20 protein-coding genes are annotated in these 18,869 nt (G+C 67.8%); 9 read left to right on the plus strand and 11 right to left on the minus strand.

The features are described 5' to 3' along the window. The first annotated feature begins 10 nt into the window (after window positions 1–10). The 6 genes from CCZ27_RS21130 to CCZ27_RS21155 all read left to right on the plus strand — a co-directional run bounded on the left by CCZ27_RS21130 (window position 11) and on the right by CCZ27_RS21155 (window position 5,384). Window positions 11–484, plus strand: a complete 474-nt coding sequence (locus tag CCZ27_RS21130) for a F0F1 ATP synthase subunit B (RefSeq protein WP_096451519.1) — start codon at window positions 11–13, stop codon at window positions 482–484. Between the two features lie 3 nt (window positions 485–487). Beyond that, entirely contained in the window at window positions 488–1,021 is a 534-nt protein-coding gene (locus tag CCZ27_RS21135) for a F0F1 ATP synthase subunit delta (protein ID WP_096451521.1), read from the plus strand. Between the two features lie 12 nt (window positions 1,022–1,033). Further along, window positions 1,034–2,572, plus strand: coding sequence for a F0F1 ATP synthase subunit alpha (atpA, locus tag CCZ27_RS21140; protein WP_096451523.1), 1,539 nt, complete (start codon window positions 1,034–1,036; stop codon window positions 2,570–2,572). 21 nt (window positions 2,573–2,593) lie between these two features. Then, window positions 2,594–3,463, plus strand: a complete 870-nt coding sequence (atpG, locus tag CCZ27_RS21145; protein WP_096451525.1) for a F0F1 ATP synthase subunit gamma — start codon at window positions 2,594–2,596, stop codon at window positions 3,461–3,463. A 26-nt stretch (window positions 3,464–3,489) separates the two neighbouring features. Then, window positions 3,490–4,890, plus strand: a complete 1,401-nt coding sequence (atpD, locus tag CCZ27_RS21150; protein WP_096452864.1) for a F0F1 ATP synthase subunit beta — start codon at window positions 3,490–3,492, stop codon at window positions 4,888–4,890. Window positions 4,891–4,958: 68 nt separating this feature from the next. Beyond that, window positions 4,959–5,384, plus strand: coding sequence for a F0F1 ATP synthase subunit epsilon (locus tag CCZ27_RS21155; RefSeq protein ID WP_096451527.1), 426 nt, complete (start codon window positions 4,959–4,961; stop codon window positions 5,382–5,384). Between the two features lie 183 nt (window positions 5,385–5,567). Here the strand turns inward: CCZ27_RS21155 and CCZ27_RS21160 are convergent, their stop codons facing one another. The 4 genes from CCZ27_RS21160 to CCZ27_RS21175 all read right to left on the minus strand — a co-directional run bounded on the left by CCZ27_RS21160 (window position 5,568) and on the right by CCZ27_RS21175 (window position 8,292). Next, the gene (locus CCZ27_RS21160; RefSeq protein WP_096451529.1) at window positions 5,568–6,149 is read right to left on the minus strand and encodes a ubiquinone biosynthesis accessory factor UbiJ; all 582 of its coding nucleotides are present in this window, start codon (window positions 6,147–6,149) and stop codon (window positions 5,568–5,570) included. A 113-nt stretch (window positions 6,150–6,262) separates the two neighbouring features. Next, window positions 6,263–7,108 carry a Tim44 domain-containing protein gene (locus CCZ27_RS21165; protein ID WP_096451531.1) on the minus strand — a complete coding sequence of 282 codons (846 nt, stop codon included), beginning with the start codon at window positions 7,106–7,108 and terminating at the stop codon, window positions 6,263–6,265. 16 nt (window positions 7,109–7,124) lie between these two features. Then, the gene (gene ubiE, locus CCZ27_RS21170; protein WP_096451533.1) at window positions 7,125–7,862 is read right to left on the minus strand and encodes a bifunctional demethylmenaquinone methyltransferase/2-methoxy-6-polyprenyl-1,4-benzoquinol methylase UbiE; all 738 of its coding nucleotides are present in this window, start codon (window positions 7,860–7,862) and stop codon (window positions 7,125–7,127) included. Between the two features lie 7 nt (window positions 7,863–7,869). Then, window positions 7,870–8,292, minus strand: coding sequence for a gamma-butyrobetaine hydroxylase family protein (locus CCZ27_RS21175; protein ID WP_096451535.1), 423 nt, complete (start codon window positions 8,290–8,292; stop codon window positions 7,870–7,872). Window positions 8,293–8,436: 144 nt separating this feature from the next. Between CCZ27_RS21175 and phoB the strand changes: the two genes are divergently transcribed. Both phoB and phoR read left to right on the plus strand, forming a co-directional pair. After that, the gene (gene phoB, locus CCZ27_RS21180; RefSeq protein WP_096451537.1) at window positions 8,437–9,147 is read left to right on the plus strand and encodes a phosphate regulon transcriptional regulator PhoB; all 711 of its coding nucleotides are present in this window, start codon (window positions 8,437–8,439) and stop codon (window positions 9,145–9,147) included. Between the two features lie 32 nt (window positions 9,148–9,179). Beyond that, entirely contained in the window at window positions 9,180–10,496 is a 1,317-nt protein-coding gene (gene phoR / locus CCZ27_RS21185; protein WP_096451539.1) for a phosphate regulon sensor histidine kinase PhoR, read from the plus strand. On the opposite strand, the gene CCZ27_RS21190 is transcribed toward phoR, so the two are convergent. From CCZ27_RS21190 to gatC, 7 genes are all read right to left on the minus strand, one after another. Next, a complete protein-coding gene (locus CCZ27_RS21190) occupies window positions 10,483–12,096 on the minus strand; it encodes a cyclic-di-GMP receptor FimW-related protein (protein ID WP_096452866.1) in 1,614 nt (537 codons plus the stop codon). The genes phoR and CCZ27_RS21190 overlap by 14 nt on opposite strands. Before the next feature lie 43 nt (window positions 12,097–12,139). Beyond that, entirely contained in the window at window positions 12,140–12,565 is a 426-nt protein-coding gene (locus tag CCZ27_RS21195) for an HIT family protein (protein ID WP_096451541.1), read from the minus strand. 74 nt (window positions 12,566–12,639) lie between these two features. Further along, the gene (locus tag CCZ27_RS21200) at window positions 12,640–13,464 is read right to left on the minus strand and encodes a class II glutamine amidotransferase (protein ID WP_096451543.1); all 825 of its coding nucleotides are present in this window, start codon (window positions 13,462–13,464) and stop codon (window positions 12,640–12,642) included. Between the two features lie 368 nt (window positions 13,465–13,832). Next, window positions 13,833–15,293: an Asp-tRNA(Asn)/Glu-tRNA(Gln) amidotransferase subunit GatB gene (gene gatB / locus CCZ27_RS21205; RefSeq protein WP_096451545.1), complete on the minus strand. Its 1,461-nt coding sequence runs from the start codon at window positions 15,291–15,293 to the stop codon at window positions 13,833–13,835. A gap of 76 nt (window positions 15,294–15,369) precedes the next feature. After that, window positions 15,370–15,855, minus strand: coding sequence for a hypothetical protein (locus CCZ27_RS21210; protein ID WP_096451547.1), 486 nt, complete (start codon window positions 15,853–15,855; stop codon window positions 15,370–15,372). Then, window positions 15,852–17,327, minus strand: coding sequence for an Asp-tRNA(Asn)/Glu-tRNA(Gln) amidotransferase subunit GatA (gene gatA / locus CCZ27_RS21215; RefSeq protein ID WP_096452868.1), 1,476 nt, complete (start codon window positions 17,325–17,327; stop codon window positions 15,852–15,854). The genes CCZ27_RS21210 and gatA overlap by 4 nt, the downstream gene beginning before the upstream one ends. A gap of 61 nt (window positions 17,328–17,388) precedes the next feature. Beyond that, entirely contained in the window at window positions 17,389–17,676 is a 288-nt protein-coding gene (gatC, locus tag CCZ27_RS21220) for an Asp-tRNA(Asn)/Glu-tRNA(Gln) amidotransferase subunit GatC (RefSeq protein WP_096451549.1), read from the minus strand. Between the two features lie 148 nt (window positions 17,677–17,824). Between gatC and CCZ27_RS21225 the strand changes: the two genes are divergently transcribed. Further along, the gene (locus CCZ27_RS21225) at window positions 17,825–18,868 is read left to right on the plus strand and encodes a rod shape-determining protein (protein WP_096451551.1); all 1,044 of its coding nucleotides are present in this window, start codon (window positions 17,825–17,827) and stop codon (window positions 18,866–18,868) included. Window position 18,869 lies beyond the last annotated feature (1 nt).

Genomic DNA, 18,869 nt, shown 5'->3' on the forward strand with positions numbered 1-18,869 from the left:
AGCGAAAACCGTGAATCTGAACGCAACCCTGATTGCCCAGCTCGTTGTGTTCTTCATTCTGGCGTGGTTCACGATGAAGTTCGTGTGGCCGCCCATCGTGAAGGCACTCGACGAGCGCGCGAAGAAGATCGCAGACGGGCTGGCAGCTGCGGACAAGGCCAAGACGGATCTGGCGCTCGCCGAGAAGAAGGTCGTCGAGGAACTGCGCAAGGCTCGCGAATCCGCGGGCGACGTGCGGGCCTCCGCTGAAAAGCAGGCGAGCCAGTTGATCGACGAAGCCCGTGCCGAGGCCACCCGCATCATCGCCCAGGCGCGCGAAGCCGCGGAAGCCGAAGCCGGCGCCGCCGCCCAGCGTGCGAAGGAAGCCCTGCGCGACCAGGTCGCCCATCTGGCCGTTGCCGGCGCGGAGAAGATCCTGCGCCGCGAAATCAACGCCCAGGTGCATACCGAACTGCTTGCCAACCTGAAACAGGAACTGCAATAAGTCATGGCCGAGAACGTCACCATCGCGCGCCCCTATGCGGATGCCGCCTTCGAGCTGGCCCGCGGGGCAGGTGCGCTGGGGCCTTGGTCGGAAGCACTGGATCGGCTCGCCGCGGTGGCGGCCGATTCCGACATGCGGGCATGCATCAGTGATCCCAAGCTCTCCGCCGACCAGCTCAACACGCTGGTGCTGGACGTGGCCGGGACGCTGTCCGCCGATCAGCAGAACTTCGTCCGCGTGCTCGTGGATAACGAACGCCTGCAGGTGCTTCCGGAGATCCGTGACCTGTTCGTTGCACTCAAGAACGAACACGAGGGCGTCCTCGAGGCGGACATCGCCTCTGCCTTCCCCCTCGACGATGCGACGCTGACCTCGCTCAAGTCCGACCTCGAAGCCCGCTTCAAGGCGAGACTGAACGTGCAGGTTCACATCGATCCCACGCTCATCGGTGGGGTCCGCATCGCCGTCGGCGACGAAGTCATCGACGCCTCGGTCCGCGGCAAGCTCGCGAACATGGCCGCTGCGCTAAAGAACTAGGAGCATACATATATGCAACTCAACCCCTCTGAAATCAGTGATCTGATTAAGAGCCGGATCCAGAATCTGCAGCTCGCCGCCACGTCGCGCAACGAGGGCACGGTGGTTTCCGTCACCGACGGTATCTGCCGCATCCACGGTCTGACCGACGTCATGCAGGGCGAAATGCTGGAGTTCCCCGGCAACACCTACGGCATGGCGCTGAACCTCGAGCGTGATTCCGTCGGCGCGGTCGTGCTCGGCGAATACGAGCACATCACCGAAGGCGACACCGTCAAGGCGACCGGCCGCATTCTCGAAGTGCCGGTCGGCCCCGAACTGGTCGGCCGCGTCGTCAATGCGCTGGGCCAGCCGATCGACGGCAAGGGTCCGATCAACGCCAGGCTCACCGACAAGATCGAGAAGGTCGCGCCGGGCGTCATCGCCCGCCAGTCCGTTTCGCAGCCGGTGCAGACCGGTCTGAAGTCGGTCGACTCCATGGTGCCGATCGGCCGCGGCCAGCGCGAGCTGATCATCGGCGACCGCCAGACCGGCAAGACGGCCGTCGCGGTTGATGCCATCATCAACCAGAAAGGCCAGAACATGTTCTGCGTCTACGTTGCGATCGGCCAGAAGGCTTCGACCGTCGCGAACGTGGTGCGCAAGCTGGAAGAGAACGGCGCGCTGGAATACACCATCGTCGTCGCCGCGACCGCTTCCGAATCCGCCGCCATGCAGTACCTGTCGGCCTACGCCGGCTGCACCATGGGCGAGTACTTCCGTGACCGCGGCCAGGACGCGCTGATCGTCTATGACGATCTGACCAAGCAGGCCTGGGCCTACCGCCAGGTCTCGCTGCTGCTGCGCCGTCCGCCGGGCCGCGAAGCCTATCCGGGCGACGTGTTCTACCTGCACTCCCGCCTGCTCGAGCGCGCCGCGCGCGTGAACGCCGACTACGTCGAGAAGTTCACCAACGGCGAGGTCAAGGGCAAGACCGGTTCGCTGACCGCCCTGCCGGTCATCGAAACGCAGGCCGGCGACGTGTCCGCGTTCGTGCCGACCAACGTGATCTCGATCACCGACGGTCAGATCTTCCTGGAAACCGACCTCTTCAACGCCGGTATCCGTCCCGCGATCAACGCCGGCATCTCGGTGTCCCGCGTCGGCGGCGCCGCCCAGACCAAGGTCATCAAGAAGCTGTCCGGCGGTATCCGTACCGACCTCGCGCAGTACCGCGAACTCGCCGCCTTCGCCCAGTTCGCCTCCGACCTCGACGACGCCACCCGCAAGCAGCTCGAGCGCGGCCGCCGCGTGACCGAGCTGATGAAGCAGCCGCAGTATTCGCCGCTGTCGATCGCCGAGATGGCGGTGACGCTGTACGCGGTGAACAACGGCTACTTCGACGACGTCGACGTCTCGCGCGTGCTGGCCTTCGAGCATGGTCTGCAGCAGTACGTCAAGACCAGGAGCGCCGACCTCGTCTCCAAGATCATGGAATCCAAGGAACTCGACGCCGACGGCGAGAAGGTTCTGGCTGCCGCGATCGCCGAGTTCAAGAAGAGCTGGGCCTAAGGCCGCGGACGGAGACGGAATATGGCTAGCGGTAAGGAAATCCGTACCAAGATCAAGAGCGTGCAAAACACGCGCAAGATCACCAAGGCCATGGAAATGGTGGCCGCATCCAAGATGCGCAAGGCGCAGGACAGGATGCGTGCCGCCCGTCCCTTTGCCGAGAAAGTCCGCCGACTCGCCGCGAACCTGTCCCAGGCCAATGTGACCGATTACAAGCACCCGTTCCTGATCCGCAAGGACCAGATCAGGCGGGTGGGGCTGATCCTGGTGACCACCGACAAGGGTCTTTGCGGCGGTCTCAACACCAACGTCCAGCGTATCGCGCTCAACGCCCTGAAGGACTGGGAGTCCGCGGGCGTCACCGAGATCCGTGCCTGCTGCATCGGTAATAAGGGTCTGGGCTTCATGCAGCGCATCGGGGCGAAGGTGGTGTCGAACGTCACGCAACTCGGTGACACGCCGCACCTGGAAAAGCTGATCGGCCCGGTCAAGGTCATGCTCGACGCGTTCCAGAACGACGAGCTCGATGCGGTTTACGTGGCTTACACGCGCTTCATCAACACGATGAAGCAGGAGCCGCAGCTCGAGCAGTTGCTGCCGCTGTCCGGCGAGAAGCTGGGCACGCCGGACAGCTCCTGGGACTACCTCTACGAGCCCGATCCGCAGGTCGTCATCGACGAACTGCTGGTGCGTTACGTCGAGGCCCTGGTGTACCAGGCGGTGGCCGAGAACATGGCATCCGAGCAGAGCGCGCGCATGGTGGCGATGAAGGCCGCTTCCGACAATGCCAAGAACGTGATTGGCGAACTGCAACTGGTCTACAACAAGACCCGCCAGGCCGCGATCACCAAGGAACTGTCGGAAATCGTCGGCGGCGCCGCCGCGGTGTAACGGATTATTGATTTAAGGATATGACGATGAGTCAAGGTACGATCGTTCAGTGCATCGGCGCCGTGGTGGACATCCAGTTCCCGCGCGACGCGATGCCCAAGGTGTATGACGCCCTGAAGCTCGAGGATTCTGCCGACTCCTTCGCCGAGCCTGGCCTGACCTTCGAGGTCCAGCAGCAGCTCGGCGACGGCGTCGTGCGTACCATCGCGCTGGGTTCCTCCGACGGCCTGCGCCGCGGCATGAAGGTTTCCGGCACCGGCAAGCCGATCTCGGTGCCGGTCGGCCACGGCACGCTGGGCCGCATCATGGACGTGCTCGGCCGCCCGATCGACGAAGCCGGTCCGATCGAAACCGACGAACTGCGCGCGATCCACCAGAAGGCGCCGAAGTTCGACGAACTGTCGCCGTCGGTGGAACTGCTCGAAACCGGCATCAAGGTGATCGACCTGATCTGCCCGTTCGCCAAGGGCGGCAAGGTGGGTCTCTTCGGCGGCGCTGGCGTGGGCAAGACCGTGAACATGATGGAGCTGATCAACAACATCGCCAAGCAGCACTCGGGCTTGTCGGTGTTCGCCGGCGTGGGCGAGCGTACCCGTGAGGGCAACGACTTCTACCACGAAATGAAGGACTCCAACGTGCTCGACAAGGTCGCGATGGTGTTCGGTCAGATGAACGAACCCCCGGGCAACCGCCTGCGCGTGGCGCTGACCGGCCTGACCATGGCCGAGCGCTTCCGCGACGAAGGCCGCGACATCCTGTTCTTCGTGGACAACATCTATCGCTACACCCTGGCCGGTACCGAAGTGTCCGCGCTGCTGGGCCGGATGCCGTCCGCGGTGGGCTACCAGCCGACGCTGGCCGAAGAAATGGGCCGTCTGCAGGAACGCATCACCTCGACCAAGGTCGGCTCGATCACCTCGATCCAGGCCGTGTATGTGCCGGCGGATGACTTGACCGACCCGTCGCCTGCCACCACTTTCCTGCACCTCGACTCTACCGTCGTGCTGTCGCGTGACATCGCCGCGCTGGGTATCTACCCGGCGGTCGATCCGCTTGACTCCACCAGCCGCCAGCTCGATCCGCTGGTCGTGGGCGAAGAGCACTACAACGTGGCGCGCCAGGTGCAGCAGACCCTGCAGAAGTACAAGGAACTGCGCGACATCATCGCGATTCTGGGCATGGACGAACTGTCGCCGGACGACAAGCTCGCCGTGGCGCGCGCGCGCAAGATCCAGCGCTTCCTGTCGCAGCCCTTCCACGTTGCCGAAGTGTTCACCGGGTCGCCCGGCAAGTACGTCGCGCTGAAGGACACGATCACCGGCTTCAAGATGATCGTCAACGGCGAGTGCGACCACATGCCCGAGCAGGCTTTCTACATGGTCGGCGGTATCGAAGAGGCCATGGAGAAGGCGAAGAAGCTGTCGTAAGCCGCCCGGCTTTGCGTCAATTCCCGCACGGCGAGCATCTCGCCGTGCGGATCTGAAAAGGACACACTATGGCCATGACGGTTCACGTGGACATCGTTAGCGCGGAAGAGCAGATCTTCTCCGGACTTGCAGAGTTCGTTGCGCTGCCGGGCGAAGCGGGTGAGCTTGGCATCCTGCCGGGCCACATGCCGCTGATGACCCGGATCAAGCCGGGTGCGGTGCGGGTCAGGCTGCCTGGACAGACGGACGAGGAACTGGTGTTCGTCGCGGGCGGCTTGCTGGAAGTCCAGCCGGGGCTGGTGACGGTGCTGGCGGATACCGCGATCCGTGGCAAGGATCTGGACGAAGCCAAGGCGCTCGAGGCCAAGCAGAAGGCCGAAGAGGCGCTGCGCAACCAGACCGCCAAGCTCGACTACGCCAAGGCGCAGGCGGAGCTCATCGAGGCGATCGCACAGCTCGAGGCGATCCAGAAGCTGCGCAAGCGCGGCCACTGATCGCTCCCGCCGCCCTTGTGGGCGGCAATTGTGAGAAAAGCAGCCCGCGTGGCTGCTTTTTTTTGCCTGTTGGCAAATCCTGAGCGGTGAGGCCCCGCCGCGTCCGGCCGCTGCGCGTATTGCGGTGCAGTCGCCGCGGCGCCTTGCATGCGCCGGTCGTCGTTGCGGCCTTCCAGGGGCGATTCAGCAGCGGCGCGCGATCCGTTCGATCTGCTTGTCCAGCCGCGCCACCGCGTCGCGCAGTTCGGCGATCTCGCTGGCGAGGGCGAGCAGGGTGCTGCGCGACACGAGCAGCGGCTTTTCCTCCACGAGGTATTCGACCAGATTGCCGCCGGCGTTGGCCAAGGTGCGCCGGCCCTGCTCCGAAAGCTGCCGGCCGGTCTCGACGAGGCGATGTGCGGCGATGTCGCCGACCACGCGGGACAGATCCTCTTCCAGGTCCCAGCGCAGGTGGCGGAACACGAAGCCGAGCGCATCGGCGAATTCGGCATTGCCTTCGATGCGCACCTGGCGCATCACTGCCTCCATCCCCTCGGCGAGCGCCAGTGGGAGGCGTCCGACGGGTAGTTGCAGCAACACGTCGGGTGCCGCCCCGGCAGTCCATCGTGCGAGATGGCCATCGCCGGATACGGAGAAGTCGATCGTGCCCAGCGGTGGAAGTTCGAGGCGGGCCGTGCGGCCCGCGTGAGGTTCGAGGCGTTTGCGCGCCCAGGCGGCCTGGGCGAGAAGATGATTCGTGGCGGAGAGGAAAAGGCTGTCGATCATGGCGAAACCGCGGTTCGTTCCAGCCCTCGCGGCCGGTGCGGCAAGGAGTGGCGAAGCGCGCTGCGCCTCGCGTCTAGGCGGGCCGCACGCCGTATGCGGCCCCGCCGCGTGGATCAATGGGTCTGCTGGATGCCGGCGATCACCCAGCCCGACGTGCCCGTCATCGGCTTGGTGAGGTGCCAGACCTCGTCGAAGGGCGCGGGGGCGGCGCCGGCTTCCTCGCGCAGCAAGCCGCTGAAGCGCACGCTGACGATGTAGCGGCCCGCCTCTTCGGCGATGTCGATCACTTCGGCGTCGAGCTGGATCACGTCGGTGCGCTGCGCTGCGGAGCCGCGCTCGGCGAGCTGCAGGCGGATCTCGGCGAACATCTCGGGGGTGGTGAATTCGCGGATATCGTCGAGGTCGCCGGCGTCGTTGGCGGCCTGCAGGCGGATGAAGTTCACCTTCGCCTGCCGCGCGAATGCCTCGGCATCGAAGCCGCGGGCCGCTGCGGCGCTCACAGGGGAAACCGGCTGCGCGGCGTCGAAGCGCGGTACGGTACCCGTCCCGGAGGCGGGGGTGCCGGCGTATTGCAGGCCCTGCTGCGGCCGGGCGCCGCTGGCGGGGCCGCGGCGGAACAGCAGGCGGAATACCACGACTGCAGCGATGGCGAGCAGCGCCAGCATCATGAACGAAGCCAGTTCCTCGCCAAAGCCGAGATGCGAGGCCAGGGCCGCCAGGCCCAGTCCGGCGGCGAGGCCGGCGACCGGGCCCATCCATCCGCGCCGCGGCTGCTGCGCCGGCGCGGCGGCGGGCGTCTGGCTCGGCGGGGTGGCGGCGGGCTGCCGCGGCGCCTGGGCGGGGGCCGAGCGCTGCATGCCGAGGCTGCCGCCGCCACCCAGGCGCCGGGCCTCGGCGTCGGCGGCGATGAAGCCTAAGGAGAAGATGGCCATGAAGAGGGAAAGGATCAGTCGTTTCATCGGTGAGGTCTCCTCGTCAGATCTTGTAACCGCGATGCAGGGCAACCACGCCCGCGCTCAGGTTGAAATAATCGACCCTGGCCAGCCCCGCTTGTTCCATCAGCGCCTTCAATTCCTCCTGGCCGGGGTGCATGCGGATCGATTCGGCGAGGTAGCGGTAGCTGTCCGCGTCGTTGGCGACCTTCTTGCCCATCCACGGCAGGATCTTGAACGAATAGAGGTCGTACAGTGGTGACAGCGGCTTCCAGACGCGCGAGAACTCGAGCACCAGCAGGCGGCCGCCCGGCCGCAGCACGCGCCGCATCTCGGCGAGGGCGGCGTCCTTGTGGGTCATGTTGCGCAGGCCGAAGGCGACCGTCACGCAGTCGAACCAGTCGTCGGGGAAGGGCAGCCTTTCGGCGTTGCACTGGGCGACCGGCAGCGGGTGTCCGGCGTCGACGACGCGGTCGCGTCCGCGCGACAGCATCGCGTGGTTGATGTCGGTGAGCCATACCTGGCCGCGCTTGCCCACCTTCCTGGCGAAGGCGAGCGACAGGTCCGCGGTGCCGCCAGCCACGTCGAGCACCCGGTCGCCGTCGCGCACGCCGGACACCTGGATGGCGAACGCCTTCCAGAGTCGGTGCAGGCCCATGGACATCAGGTCGTTCATCACGTCGTACTTCTGCGCCACCGAGGAGAACACCTCGGCGACCTTCTTCTGCTTGGCTTCCTCGGCCACCGTCTGGAAGCCGAAATGGGTGGTCTTTTCGCTCATGATCCGCTCAGTGGTGGTGTCCGCAACCGCCCTTCGGTGCCGGCGGCGGAAGTTTCGCCGGGTCGCGGGTGCCGCCCTCGCGTTCGAGGCGTCGGAGATACGCCTGCCACAGGCCGTCCTGTTCGCGGCCCAGCATGTGGAGGTAGTCCCAGGAATACAGGCCGCTGTCGTGTCCGTCGGAAAATACCGGCTTCACCGCGTAGTTGCCCACGGGCTCCAGGCTCAGGATGTCGACGTCGCGCTTGCCCTGCTGCAGGGTTTCCTGGCCGGGGCCGTGGCCGCGCACCTCGGCGGACGGGGACTGGACCCGCAGGAACTCGAAGGGAAACTCGAAGCGGCTGCCGTCGGCGAAGGCGATCTCGAGCACGCGCGACTTGCGGTGCAGCGTGATCGCGGTGGGAATCGGGGTGTCCTGATCCAGTCCGGCCATTGCGGCAGCCTCCGTATGGGGAGGCCATCATACCCGAATCGGCCGCCCCCTTCCGCCCGGCTGTCTTGTTTCAGGCCGATGACATTTCATCAGATTGTCAAACTGCTGCAATAGACTGCCGCCAGACCATCGCGGAGTGACACCATGCCAGCGAACATCCTGCTCGTCGAAGACGAGCCGGCCATCCAGGAGTTGATCGCCGCCAACCTTGCGCGCGCCGGGCATCACGTGGTGCGCGCGGCCGATGCGGAAATCGCCTCCCGCATCATGCGCGAGGCCCTGCCGGACCTCGTGCTGCTCGACTGGATGCTGCCGGGCGCCTCGGGCATCGAGTTTGCCCGCCGCCTGCGTGCCGAGGAGCGCACGCGCAACATTCCCATCATCATGCTCACCGCGCGTGGCGAGGAGCAGGACAAGGTGGTCGGCCTCGAGACCGGAGCCGACGACTACGTGACCAAGCCCTTCAGCCCGCGCGAACTCGTCGCCCGCATCAAGGCCGTGCTGCGCCGGCGTGCACCGCAGGCCACCGAGGATGCGGTGGAGGTGGGCGGCCTGCGGCTCGACCCGGTCACGCACCGTGTCAGCGCCAACGACCAGGCGCTGTCGCTGGGGCCGACCGAATTCCGCCTGCTGCATTTCCTGATGACCCACCCGGAGCGCGTTCATTCGCGTGCGCAACTGCTCGACCAGGTCTGGGGCGACCATGTGTTCGTCGAGGAGCGCACCGTCGACGTGCACATCCGCCGCCTGCGCTGCGCGCTCGAGCCGGGCGGCCATGACGCGCTGATCCAGACGGTGCGGGGCAGCGGTTATCGTTTGTCGACCCAGGCACAACAAGGCTCGCCGGCGGGATAATTGACGTTTTCCTGCTTCCCGCTGGCGTTGGCATGATCCGTTCGCTCCGTTACGTGTGGGTCAGTGCCGTCGTGGCGCTGACCCTGCTGATGTTCCTGTCGCTGCCCGTGCTCGTCGCCGCCGGCGTGGCGTGGGGCGCGGCCGTCTTCATCGTCGGCCTGATCGCCCTTTCCGCGCACGATCGCTACCAGCTTCACCGGCTGCTGGCATGGACGCGCGAGCCGATGGGCACGCCCCTGCCCACTGCACGCGGCTACTGGGGGCGGGCCTTCGCCGAGTTCGAGCGGCGTTCGCGGCAATCGTACGAGGTCAGGGATCGCCTCACGCATGCGCTCGGGCGCTTCCAGAGCGCCAGCCAGGCGATGCCCGACGGCGTGCTGTACCTTTCCGGGGCCGGCACCATCGAGTGGCTCAACGTCAGGGCGGAGCAGCATTTCGGCCTCGACCGCGCGCACGACCTCGGTGCCCCGATGACGCACCTCGTCCGCAATCCCGAGTTCGTGCGCTATCTGCAGTCGCGCCATTACGGCGAGCCGCTCGTGATGCATGCCGGGCGCGGCGCCGGTCTGACCCTGCAGGTGCAGGTGATTCCGTTCGGCGAGGACCAGTATCTGGTGCTGTCGCGCGACATTTCCCAGCTCGAGCGGCTGGAAACGATGCGCCGCGATTTCGTCGCCAACGTGTCGCACGAGCTGCGCACGCCGCTGACCGTCATCGACGGTTTCCTGGAGACCCTGTCGGACGGCCTCGACGATTTCGACCACGACGAGGTCCACCGCTACCTGGTGCTCGCCCACGAGCAGTCCGGCCGCATGCGCCGCCTCATCGACGACCTGCTGACGCTGTCGGTGCTCGAGACCGGCGCGCCGGCGCCGGTGGAAGAGGGAGTGGATGTCGCCGACCTGATGCACGAGGTGCACAAGGAGACCGAACTGCTGTCGGGTGGCCGGCATACCGTCACGATGAAGCTCGAAGGCGGAGGGGTACTGCATGGCAGTCGCAAGGAGCTGCACAGCGCGGTCGCCAACCTGACGAGCAACGCGGTGCGCTACACGCCCACCGGCGGCCACGTCGAGATCGGCTGGCGGCGCCGTGCGGACGGCGGGGGCGAGTTCTGGGTCCAGGATGACGGCATCGGCATCGAAGCCGGGCACATCCCGCGCCTGACCGAGCGTTTCTACCGCGTGGACCGCGGGCGCTCGCGCGAGACCGGCGGTACCGGCCTGGGGCTGGCCATCGTCAAGCACATCCTGACGCGGCACCAGGCCGAGATGGGTGTCCAAAGCCGGCCCGGCGCCGGCAGCCGCTTCACGGTGCGCTTCCCGCCCGCGCGCATCACTCAGGACTGATCGCCGCCGGCTCGAAGCAGACCTGGTCGAAGTTGGCGCCGCGCAGCATGAGCTTCGTCAGGCGCATGCGGCGCGGGGCACCGTCGTCCTCGCGGATGTCGATCTCGCGGCCGCGCTGATACCACGGGCCGGGCAGGATCAGCGAAGCCTCGGTCTTCAGCGCCGGGTTGGCGGGCAGCGCAAAGCCCTGCTGGAACGCCGGCAGGCGGCCCTGCGTGACGACGGGCCGCACCGCGGCCATGCGCGGCATGCCCGACAGCAGATGCACGCCGGCCTCCAGCCGCCCGTCGTTCCTGAACATCAACCAACTGATCTGGCCCAGCAGCATGTGTTCGCTGTCGTGCGGACGCACGCCGACGAGCTGGTGGTGCCCGACGCGTTCCGCTCCCGGCGTCTGTTCGACGCGGAATCCGCCCACCGACTGGTCCAGCAGCTTCCAGGGCTCGCAGGCCAGCCCGAGGCGCTCCGCCTCGCGTTGCCGATCGTGGAAAGCGGATATCGATGGCGGATCGGCGCGCGGCACACGCTCGCCGAAGGTGAGCAGCGAGATGTCCTCGCGCACGTTGCCGCGCGGCCTTTCGAACCGCGGCTGCTCGAATACCATGCCGCCGACGCCGAAGCCGATCGCCAGCCAGTCGCCGGTGAGCGCCACGTTGCCTTCGGCGGCGCGGCGCGGAAAGCGGCGCCCGGAGGAGGACAGGCCCCAGGGACGGTACAGCGACAGCAGCAGGCGCGCGCCGGCATCGCGCGAGCAGTCTTCGCCGAGGCCCAGCGAGGCCGGCTTCACGCCTTGCTTGAACTGCGCCAGCACGCCCCGGATCTGGCTTGCCAGCGCGCTGCCGTCGAAGCGGATGAGGCTGCTGGTGCGCGGCAGCAGGCCGATCGGGCCCAGTCCGCGGTCGCCGCCGAGATCCACCGCATAGACGTTGGCCTTCTGGTTGTCGAGGTCGGTGGTGAGGCTGCAGTAGGGGGCGAAGCGCTGCGCCCAGCGCAAGATCCAGTTCAGTTCGCGTTCGTCGCGGCCATAGGGATTGGCGAGGTCGACCAGCAGCACGGAGACGTAGGCTTCGCGCGTGCTTTGCGCCTTCCATACTTCGTTGAGGGGGTCCGCGACGCGGATGCCCTCCATGTTCGCCTGCACGGCTGCGGCATAGCACTCGTGGATCTCGGCCCAGCAGCCCCGCGGTACTTCCTGGTGGGCGCGGAAGTACTCGAGCACGACCATGCCCGCGCAGTAGAGGCGCCGCTGCGCCAGCAGCGCGCGCTGGTCGTCCAGCGTGCCCTGCCCGGCGTCGTCGCGGGAGATCTGGGCGTAGGAGCGGGCCAGGTTTTTCCACAGGCTCACGACGCGCACCAGCGTCGGATGGTCCGCGCTGCCCGGCGCGAGGGGGTGCGCGGCGTAGCGCCTGGCCATCTCGGTCTGGGTGAACACCAGCAGGTCGCGCGCGGCCTCCAGCAGTTCGAGATGCTGGTTGGGCGCCGGCATCGCCTCGAGCAGGTCTGCGGTCATCTCGCTCAGCGTCGCATGCGTGGCCACGACGTCGGTCGGGTGGAGGTGCCGCAGCAGGTTCAGGCAGTCGGCCGGATTGCGGAAATTCATGTCGGTTCCGTTGGGCATGCGTGCCGGGTGATCGGCCGGGGCTTCAGCCGCGCGCCAGCGCGGAGGCGATGACCCGGGCGAGCGTCTCCGCCGGGGGCGAGGCGTGCGCCACGCCCTCGCGCTGCGGCGCGCCCCAGGTCGGTTCGGGGAAGTGGCGGTCGTCGCAAAAGCGCGGAATGACGTGCCAGTGCAGGTGCGGCACCATGTTGCCGAAGCTTGCCAGGTTGATCTTGTCCGGCTGCATCAGCTCGCGCAGCGCCCGTTCGGTGGCGAACACCACGTCCATCAGGTGGCGCCGCGCTTCGGGTTCGAGTTCGGTCATCTCCGCCACGTGCCGCTTCCAGATCACGCGGCAGAAGCCCGGGTAGGCCGGCTCGCCGGCGCGGATCACCCGGCAGTGCTCGTCCTCGTACAGCACGATCTCGGGGCTCCCGGCGCGGGACGGTGCGGCACACAGCGGACAATCCATGGACGGGCTCGCAACGGACGAAGGACGATCGGGACATAACTCTAGCGTGCCCGCGGCGCATGCTGGCGGAACATTTACGCACAACGCTGCGGATCGGCGGCGGCCGGGGCGGCGATGGTGGCGGTCTCGCCCAGCGCCTCGGGTTCGCCGTCGTGGAAGGCGAGCAGCGTGCCCGGCGGGATCTGCCGCCAGGTCTCGTTGTCGGTCAGCGGGGTGGTGACGATGATGGCGACGCGGTCGGTGGGCGAGGTCACCTCGCTGAAATCCACCGACACGTCCTCGTCGGCCAGGTGCGCCACCGGGAAGGGGGCCTTGCGCACCACGTAGCAGAGCCGCGACGAGCAATGCGCGAACAGGCGCTCGCCGTCGGACAGCAGGAAGTTGAATTCGCCGTGGCCGCCGATGAGGGTCGCCAGCTCGCGCAGCGCGCCGTGCAGCGCCGCGGGCGGCGGCGGGCCGTCGGGGAAGCGCCGCGCCAGCGTGTCGAGGATGTGGCAGAAGGCGCGTTCGGAATCGGTGCCGCCCACCGGCAGGAAGCGGTCCGACGGCGCCGGGTGGTAGTCGGTCAGGTTGCCGTTGTGGGCGAAGATCCAGTATCGCCCCCACAGCTCGCGCTGGAACGGGTGGGTGTTCTCCAGTCTGACTTCGCCCTGCGTGGCCTTGCGGATGTGGGCGATGACGTTCAGCGAACGGATGGGGTAGCTGCGCACCAGCTCGGCGACCGGCGACGACGCGCTGGCGCAGGGGTCGAGGAAGACGCGCGCACCGGCGCCCTCGAAGAAGGCGATGCCCCAGCCGTCGCGGTGGTGGTCGGTGAGCCCGCCGCGGGCGCGAAAACCCGCGAACGAGAAGCAGATGTCGGTCGGCACGTTGCAGTTCATGCCGAGGAGCTGACACATCGGTTCGTCTCCTTCGGAGCGTTGTCCAGGCTCGAATTGTAGCTGCGTGCCGCTGCCTGCTGCGTCGGCCGGGCGGGGTCGGCGGGGCGGCGCATGAGTGCTCCGAAGCCGGTCCGGTGGCGGGGATGCGTTCCGTCGGGCTGCGGAATCTGGGCTCGCTTTGTCCGGGGGTTGGGTGGCCTTCGCCCGTTCGGCGTGTCGCTCGAATCCGGTCCGGTGGCGGGGGATGCGTTCCGTGGGCTGCGGAACTCGCCCTCGCTGCGCTCGGTGCTCGGACAGTCCTCGCCTGCTCCACGCCTCCCCCGCCATCAGACCTGCCGTGTCGCGATCCTGGCGGCTGGAAAACCCCGTGCGGTTTGCGTGGCGGGTCAGCCGCCCAGCTTCTTACGCAGCAGCTCGTTCACCTGCGCGGGGTTGGCCTTGCCCTTGCTGGCCTTCATCGCCTGGCCGACCAGCGCGTTGAAGGCTTTCTCCTTGCCGGCGCGGAATTCCTCGACCGATTTCTGGTTGGCCGCCAGCACCTCGTCGAGGATGGCCTCGATGGCGCCGGTGTCGGTGACCTGCTTCAGGCCCTGTTTGTCGATGATCTCGTCGGCGGTCGCGCCTTCGCCGTTCCACAACGCGTCGAATACCTTCTTGCCGATGGCGTTGGAGATCGTGCCGTCGGCGATGCGCGCCACCAGGCCGGCGAGCTGCGCGGGCGACACCGGCGAGGCGACGACGTCGAGCTCGGCCTTGTTCAGGCGCGCGGCGAGGTCGCCCATCACCCAGTTGGCGCAGGGCTTGGCGAGCGCCGCGCCGGCGGCCGACACCGTGGCCTGGTAGAAGTCGGCGACCTCCTTGGAGGCGGTGAGCGTCGTCGCGTCGTAGGCCGACAGGCCCCATTCGTCCATGAAGCGCGCCTTCATCGCGCCCGGCAACTCGGGCATCCCGGCCTGCACGCGCGCCTGCCACGCGTCGGAGACCACCAGCGGCAGCAGGTCGGGGTCGGGGAAGTAGCGGTAGTCGTGCGCGTCTTCCTTGGTGCGCATCATGCGCGTCTCGCCGGTGTCGGGGTCGAACAGCACGGTCGCCTGCACGATGCGGCCGCCGTCCTCGATGGTGCCGATCTGCCACTGCACCTCGTAGTCGATCGCCTGCTGCAGGAAGCGGAAGGAGTTCAGGTTCTTGATCTCGCGCCGCGTGCCGAACTCGGTTGCGCCCTTCTTGCGCACCGACACGTTGGCGTCGCAGCGGAAGGAGCCTTCCTGCATGTTGCCGTCGCAGATGTCGATCCAGCGCACCAGCGCATGCAGCGTGCGGGCGTAGGCCACGGCTTCGGCCGACGAGCGCATGTCGGGCTCGGACACGATCTCCAGCAGCGGCGTGCCGGCGCGGTTGAGGTCGATCCCGGTCATGCCGTGGAAGTCCTCGTGCAGGCTCTTGCCGGCGTCTTCTTCGAGGTGGGCGCGGGTCAGGCGCACGGTCTTCTCGTAGGCCTTGTCGCCATCGCCGACGCGGATCGTGATCTCGCCGCCCTGCACCACCGGCAGCTCGAACTGGCTGATCTGGTAGCCCTTGGGGAGGTCCGGGTAGAAGTAGTTCTTGCGCGCGAACACGCTGGTGGGGGCGACGTGGGCGCCGATCGCCAGGCCGAAGCGGATCGCGCGTTCCACCGCGCCGCGGTTGAGCACCGGCAGCACGCCCGGCAGCGCGATGTCCACCGCGCTCGCCTGGCGGTTGGGCTCGGCACCGAAGGCGGTGCTGGCGCCGGAAAAGATCTTGCTCGCGGTGTTGAGCTGGGCATGCACTTCCAGCCCGATGACGACTTCCCAATCGGTTCTGCTCATGGTCGTTTCCGTTCCTGCCTGCGGGCGCCCGATGGCGTCCGCGCATCAAATTCGGTTTTCCCGCCGTGCCGGACCGTCAGTGGCACTGGCCGCTGCGCCGATCGACGATGATCGGCCACACGTAGTCGAAGGCGCCGCGCGTGCAGCGGGCGGCGCAGTCGTTGAAGGCGACGGTGACCTGTTCGCCCTGTTCCCAGATGCTGACGGTGCAGCCGTCGCGCGCCCGAAGCTCGACGTGCGGCGTGCGCCTGACCTGCGCGAACTCGCCGTCGAAGCGGCAACTGCCGCGCCTGGGTATGTCCACCGAGGCCGAAAACGCCTTCACCTCCGCGTAGCTCACGTCCAGCATCGTGCTGGCGCCGTAGCCGGCTTCGTCCTTGAAGCGGCAGTCGGCCCGGATGTCGAGCGGGCGGACCGGCATCGGCTTCAGGCGGCCGCCGGCCCCCGGGCGCAGCTCCGGCGAGGCGGACGGCTGCAGCAACGGCGTGGCGCAGGCCGCTGCGAGCAGGGCTGCCGCAACGGCGCCGAGCGGGCCGGCGTGCCGCACGCGGGCTGCGGTCATCGCGCGTACTCCGGCCGGCGAAGGTGCCAGTCGGTGGCCTGCTGGAAGCGATGGGTGGCGGCCAGCAGCCGGCCCTCGCCGAAGTAGTCGCCCACCAGTTGCAGGCCGACCGGCAGGCCGCCGGCGTCGAAGCCGCAGGGGTGCGAGATGCCCGGCAGGCCGGCGAGGTTCACCGCGATCGTGTAGATGTCCGACAGGTACATCTGCACCGGGTCGTCGGCCATCGCGCCCAGCGTCCACGCGGTGGTGGGCGTGGTCGGGCCGGCGATCACGTCGCATTGCGCCAGCGCGGCCCTGAAGTCCTCCGCGATCAGCCGGCGCAGGCGCTGCGCCTGCAGGTAGTAGGCATCGTAGTAGCCGTGCGACAGCACGTAGGTGCCGACCAGGATGCGGCGCTTGACCTCCTCGCCGAAGCCTTCCGCGCGGCTCTTGCTGTACATGTCGGCGAGGTCGGCGTAGTCGGCCGCGCGATGGCCGTAGCGCACGCCGTCGAAGCGGGACAGGTTGCTCGAGCACTCGGCCGGTGCGATCACGTAGTAGGCGGGGATCGCCAGCTTCGCGTTGGGCAGCGAGACGTCGACGGTGGTCGCGCCCAGCGCGCGGTACTGATCCAGCGCGGCCTCGACCGCGGCGCGCACGCCGTCGGCCATGCCTTCGGCGAAGAATTCGCGCGGCAGGCCGATGCGTAGGCCCGCGAGCGGCTGCGGGCCGGCGGCGGGCGCGGCGAGGGCGGCGGCGTAGTCTTCGGGCGCACGCTCCAGGCTGGTGGAGTCGCGCTCGTCGAAGCCGGTCATCGCCGACAGCAGCAGCGCGCAGTCCTCGGCGCTGGCGCCGAAGGCGCCGCCCTGGTCGAGCGAGGAGGCGTAGGCGATCATGCCGTAGCGGCTCACCAGGCCATAGGTCGGCTTGATGCCGGTGATGCCGCAGAAGGCCGCGGGCTGGCGCACCGAGCCCCCGGTGTCGGTGCCGGTGGCGATCGGCACCAGGCGCGCGGCCACCGCCGCGGCCGAACCGCCGGACGAGCCGCCGGGCACGCGGGCCGTGTCCCACGGGTTCTTCACCGGGCCGTAGAAGGAACTCTCGTTCGACGAGCCCATCGCGAACTCGTCCATGTTGGTCTTGCCCAGGCTCACCGCTCCGGCCGCCTTCAGCAGGCCGACGACGTGGGCGTCGTAGGGGCTGACGAAATTGCCGAGCATCTTCGACGCGCAGGTGGTCAGCACGCCTTCGGTGCAGAACACGTCCTTGTGCGCGAGCGGGATGCCGGTGAGCGGGCCGGCGCGGCCGGCAGCGATGCGCGCGTCCGCCGCGCGCGCGGCCTCGATCGCGCCGTCGCGGTCGACGGTGATGAAGGCGTTCAGTTGCGGGTCGAGCGCAGCGATGCGGTCCAGGAACAGCGTGGCGAGTTCGGCGCTGGAAATCCGTCCGGCGTCGAGCGCGCGGCGCAGTTCCACGAGGGAGGCATTGATCATGATGTCGGCAGCAGTGGGGCGGACGGTCCGGCGCATGTGCGCCGGACCGTCCGCACGGACTTCATTCGATGACTTTGGGGACCAGGTAGAGCCCGGCTTCGGTCTGCGGCGCGATCTTCTGGAAGGCGTCGCGGCGGTCGGTCTCGGTGACGGCGTCGGGGCGCAGCCGCGCGGCCAGTTCCTGCGGGTGGCTCATCGGCGCCACCCCGGTGGTGTCGACCGCCTGCATCTGTTCGATCAGTTCGAAGATGTCGTCGAGCTTGGCGCGGGCGGCTTCGATTCCGGCGTCGGTGAGCGCGATGCGCGCGAGTCGGGCGATGTGCCCGACCTGTTCGTTGGACAGCGACATGAGGTAACAAAACCTGCTGAGTCTACAAAGGTTTGTAGGTTATCATAATCGCTTTGCCCCGGTCGGGGCCGCCTTGCATTCCCGGCCGCCTGACCGCATACGCCGGCCCGGATGCGGCAGACCACACACCATCGGTTTCGGAAGGCTCATGTTCGGTTTCCTGCGCTCCTATTTTTCCAACGATCTCGCGATCGACCTCGGCACCGCCAACACCCTGATCTACGTGCGCAACAAGGGTATCGTGCTGGACGAACCCTCGGTGGTGGCGATCCGCACCGAAGGCGGCCCGAACGCCAAGCGCACCATCCAGGCGGTCGGCCGCGAAGCCAAGCAGATGCTGGGCAAGACGCCCGGCAACATCACCGCGATCCGGCCGATGAAGGATGGCGTGATCGCCGACTTCGTCGTCACCGAGCAGATGATCAAGCAGTTCATCAAGAAGGTGCACGATTCCCGCCTGCTGTCGCCCAGCCCGCGCATCATCATCTGCGTGCCCTGCGGCTCCACCCAGGTCGAGCGCCGCGCGATCCGCGACGCGGCGCTGGCGGCGGGGGCATCGCAGGTCTTCCTGATCGAGGAGCCGATGGCGGCGGCGATCGGCGCCGGCCTGCCGGTGTCCGACGCGGTGGGGTCGATGGTGGTCGACATCGGCGGCGGCACCACCGAGGTGGGCGTCATCGCGCTGGGCGGCATGGTCTATGCGGGCAGCGTGCGCGTGGGCGGCGACAAGTTCGACGAGTCCATCGTCAACTACATCCGCCGCAACTACGGCATGCTGATCGGCGAGACGACCGCCGAGAACATCAAGAAGGAAATCGGCTCAGCCTTCCCCGGCTCCGAGGTGCGCGAGATGGAGGTCAAGGGCCGCAACCTGGCCGAGGGCATTCCGCGCAGCTTCACGATCTCGTCCAACGAGATCCTCGAGGCGCTGTCCGAGCCGCTGAACCAGATCGTCTCCGCGGTGAAGATCGCCCTCGAGCAGACCCCGCCGGAACTGGGCGCCGACATCGCCGACCGCGGCATGGTGCTGACCGGCGGCGGTGCGCTGCTGCGCGACCTCGACCGCCTGCTGATGGAAGAGACCGGCCTGCCGGTGATCGTCGCCGAGGAGCCGCTGACCTGCGTCGCGCGCGGCTGCGGCATGGCGCTCGACAAGATGGACAAGCTTGCCTCGATCTTCACTTCGGACTGAC

The organism is Thauera sp. K11, assembly GCF_002354895.1.
Lineage (GTDB): Bacteria > Pseudomonadota > Gammaproteobacteria > Burkholderiales > Rhodocyclaceae > Thauera > Thauera sinica.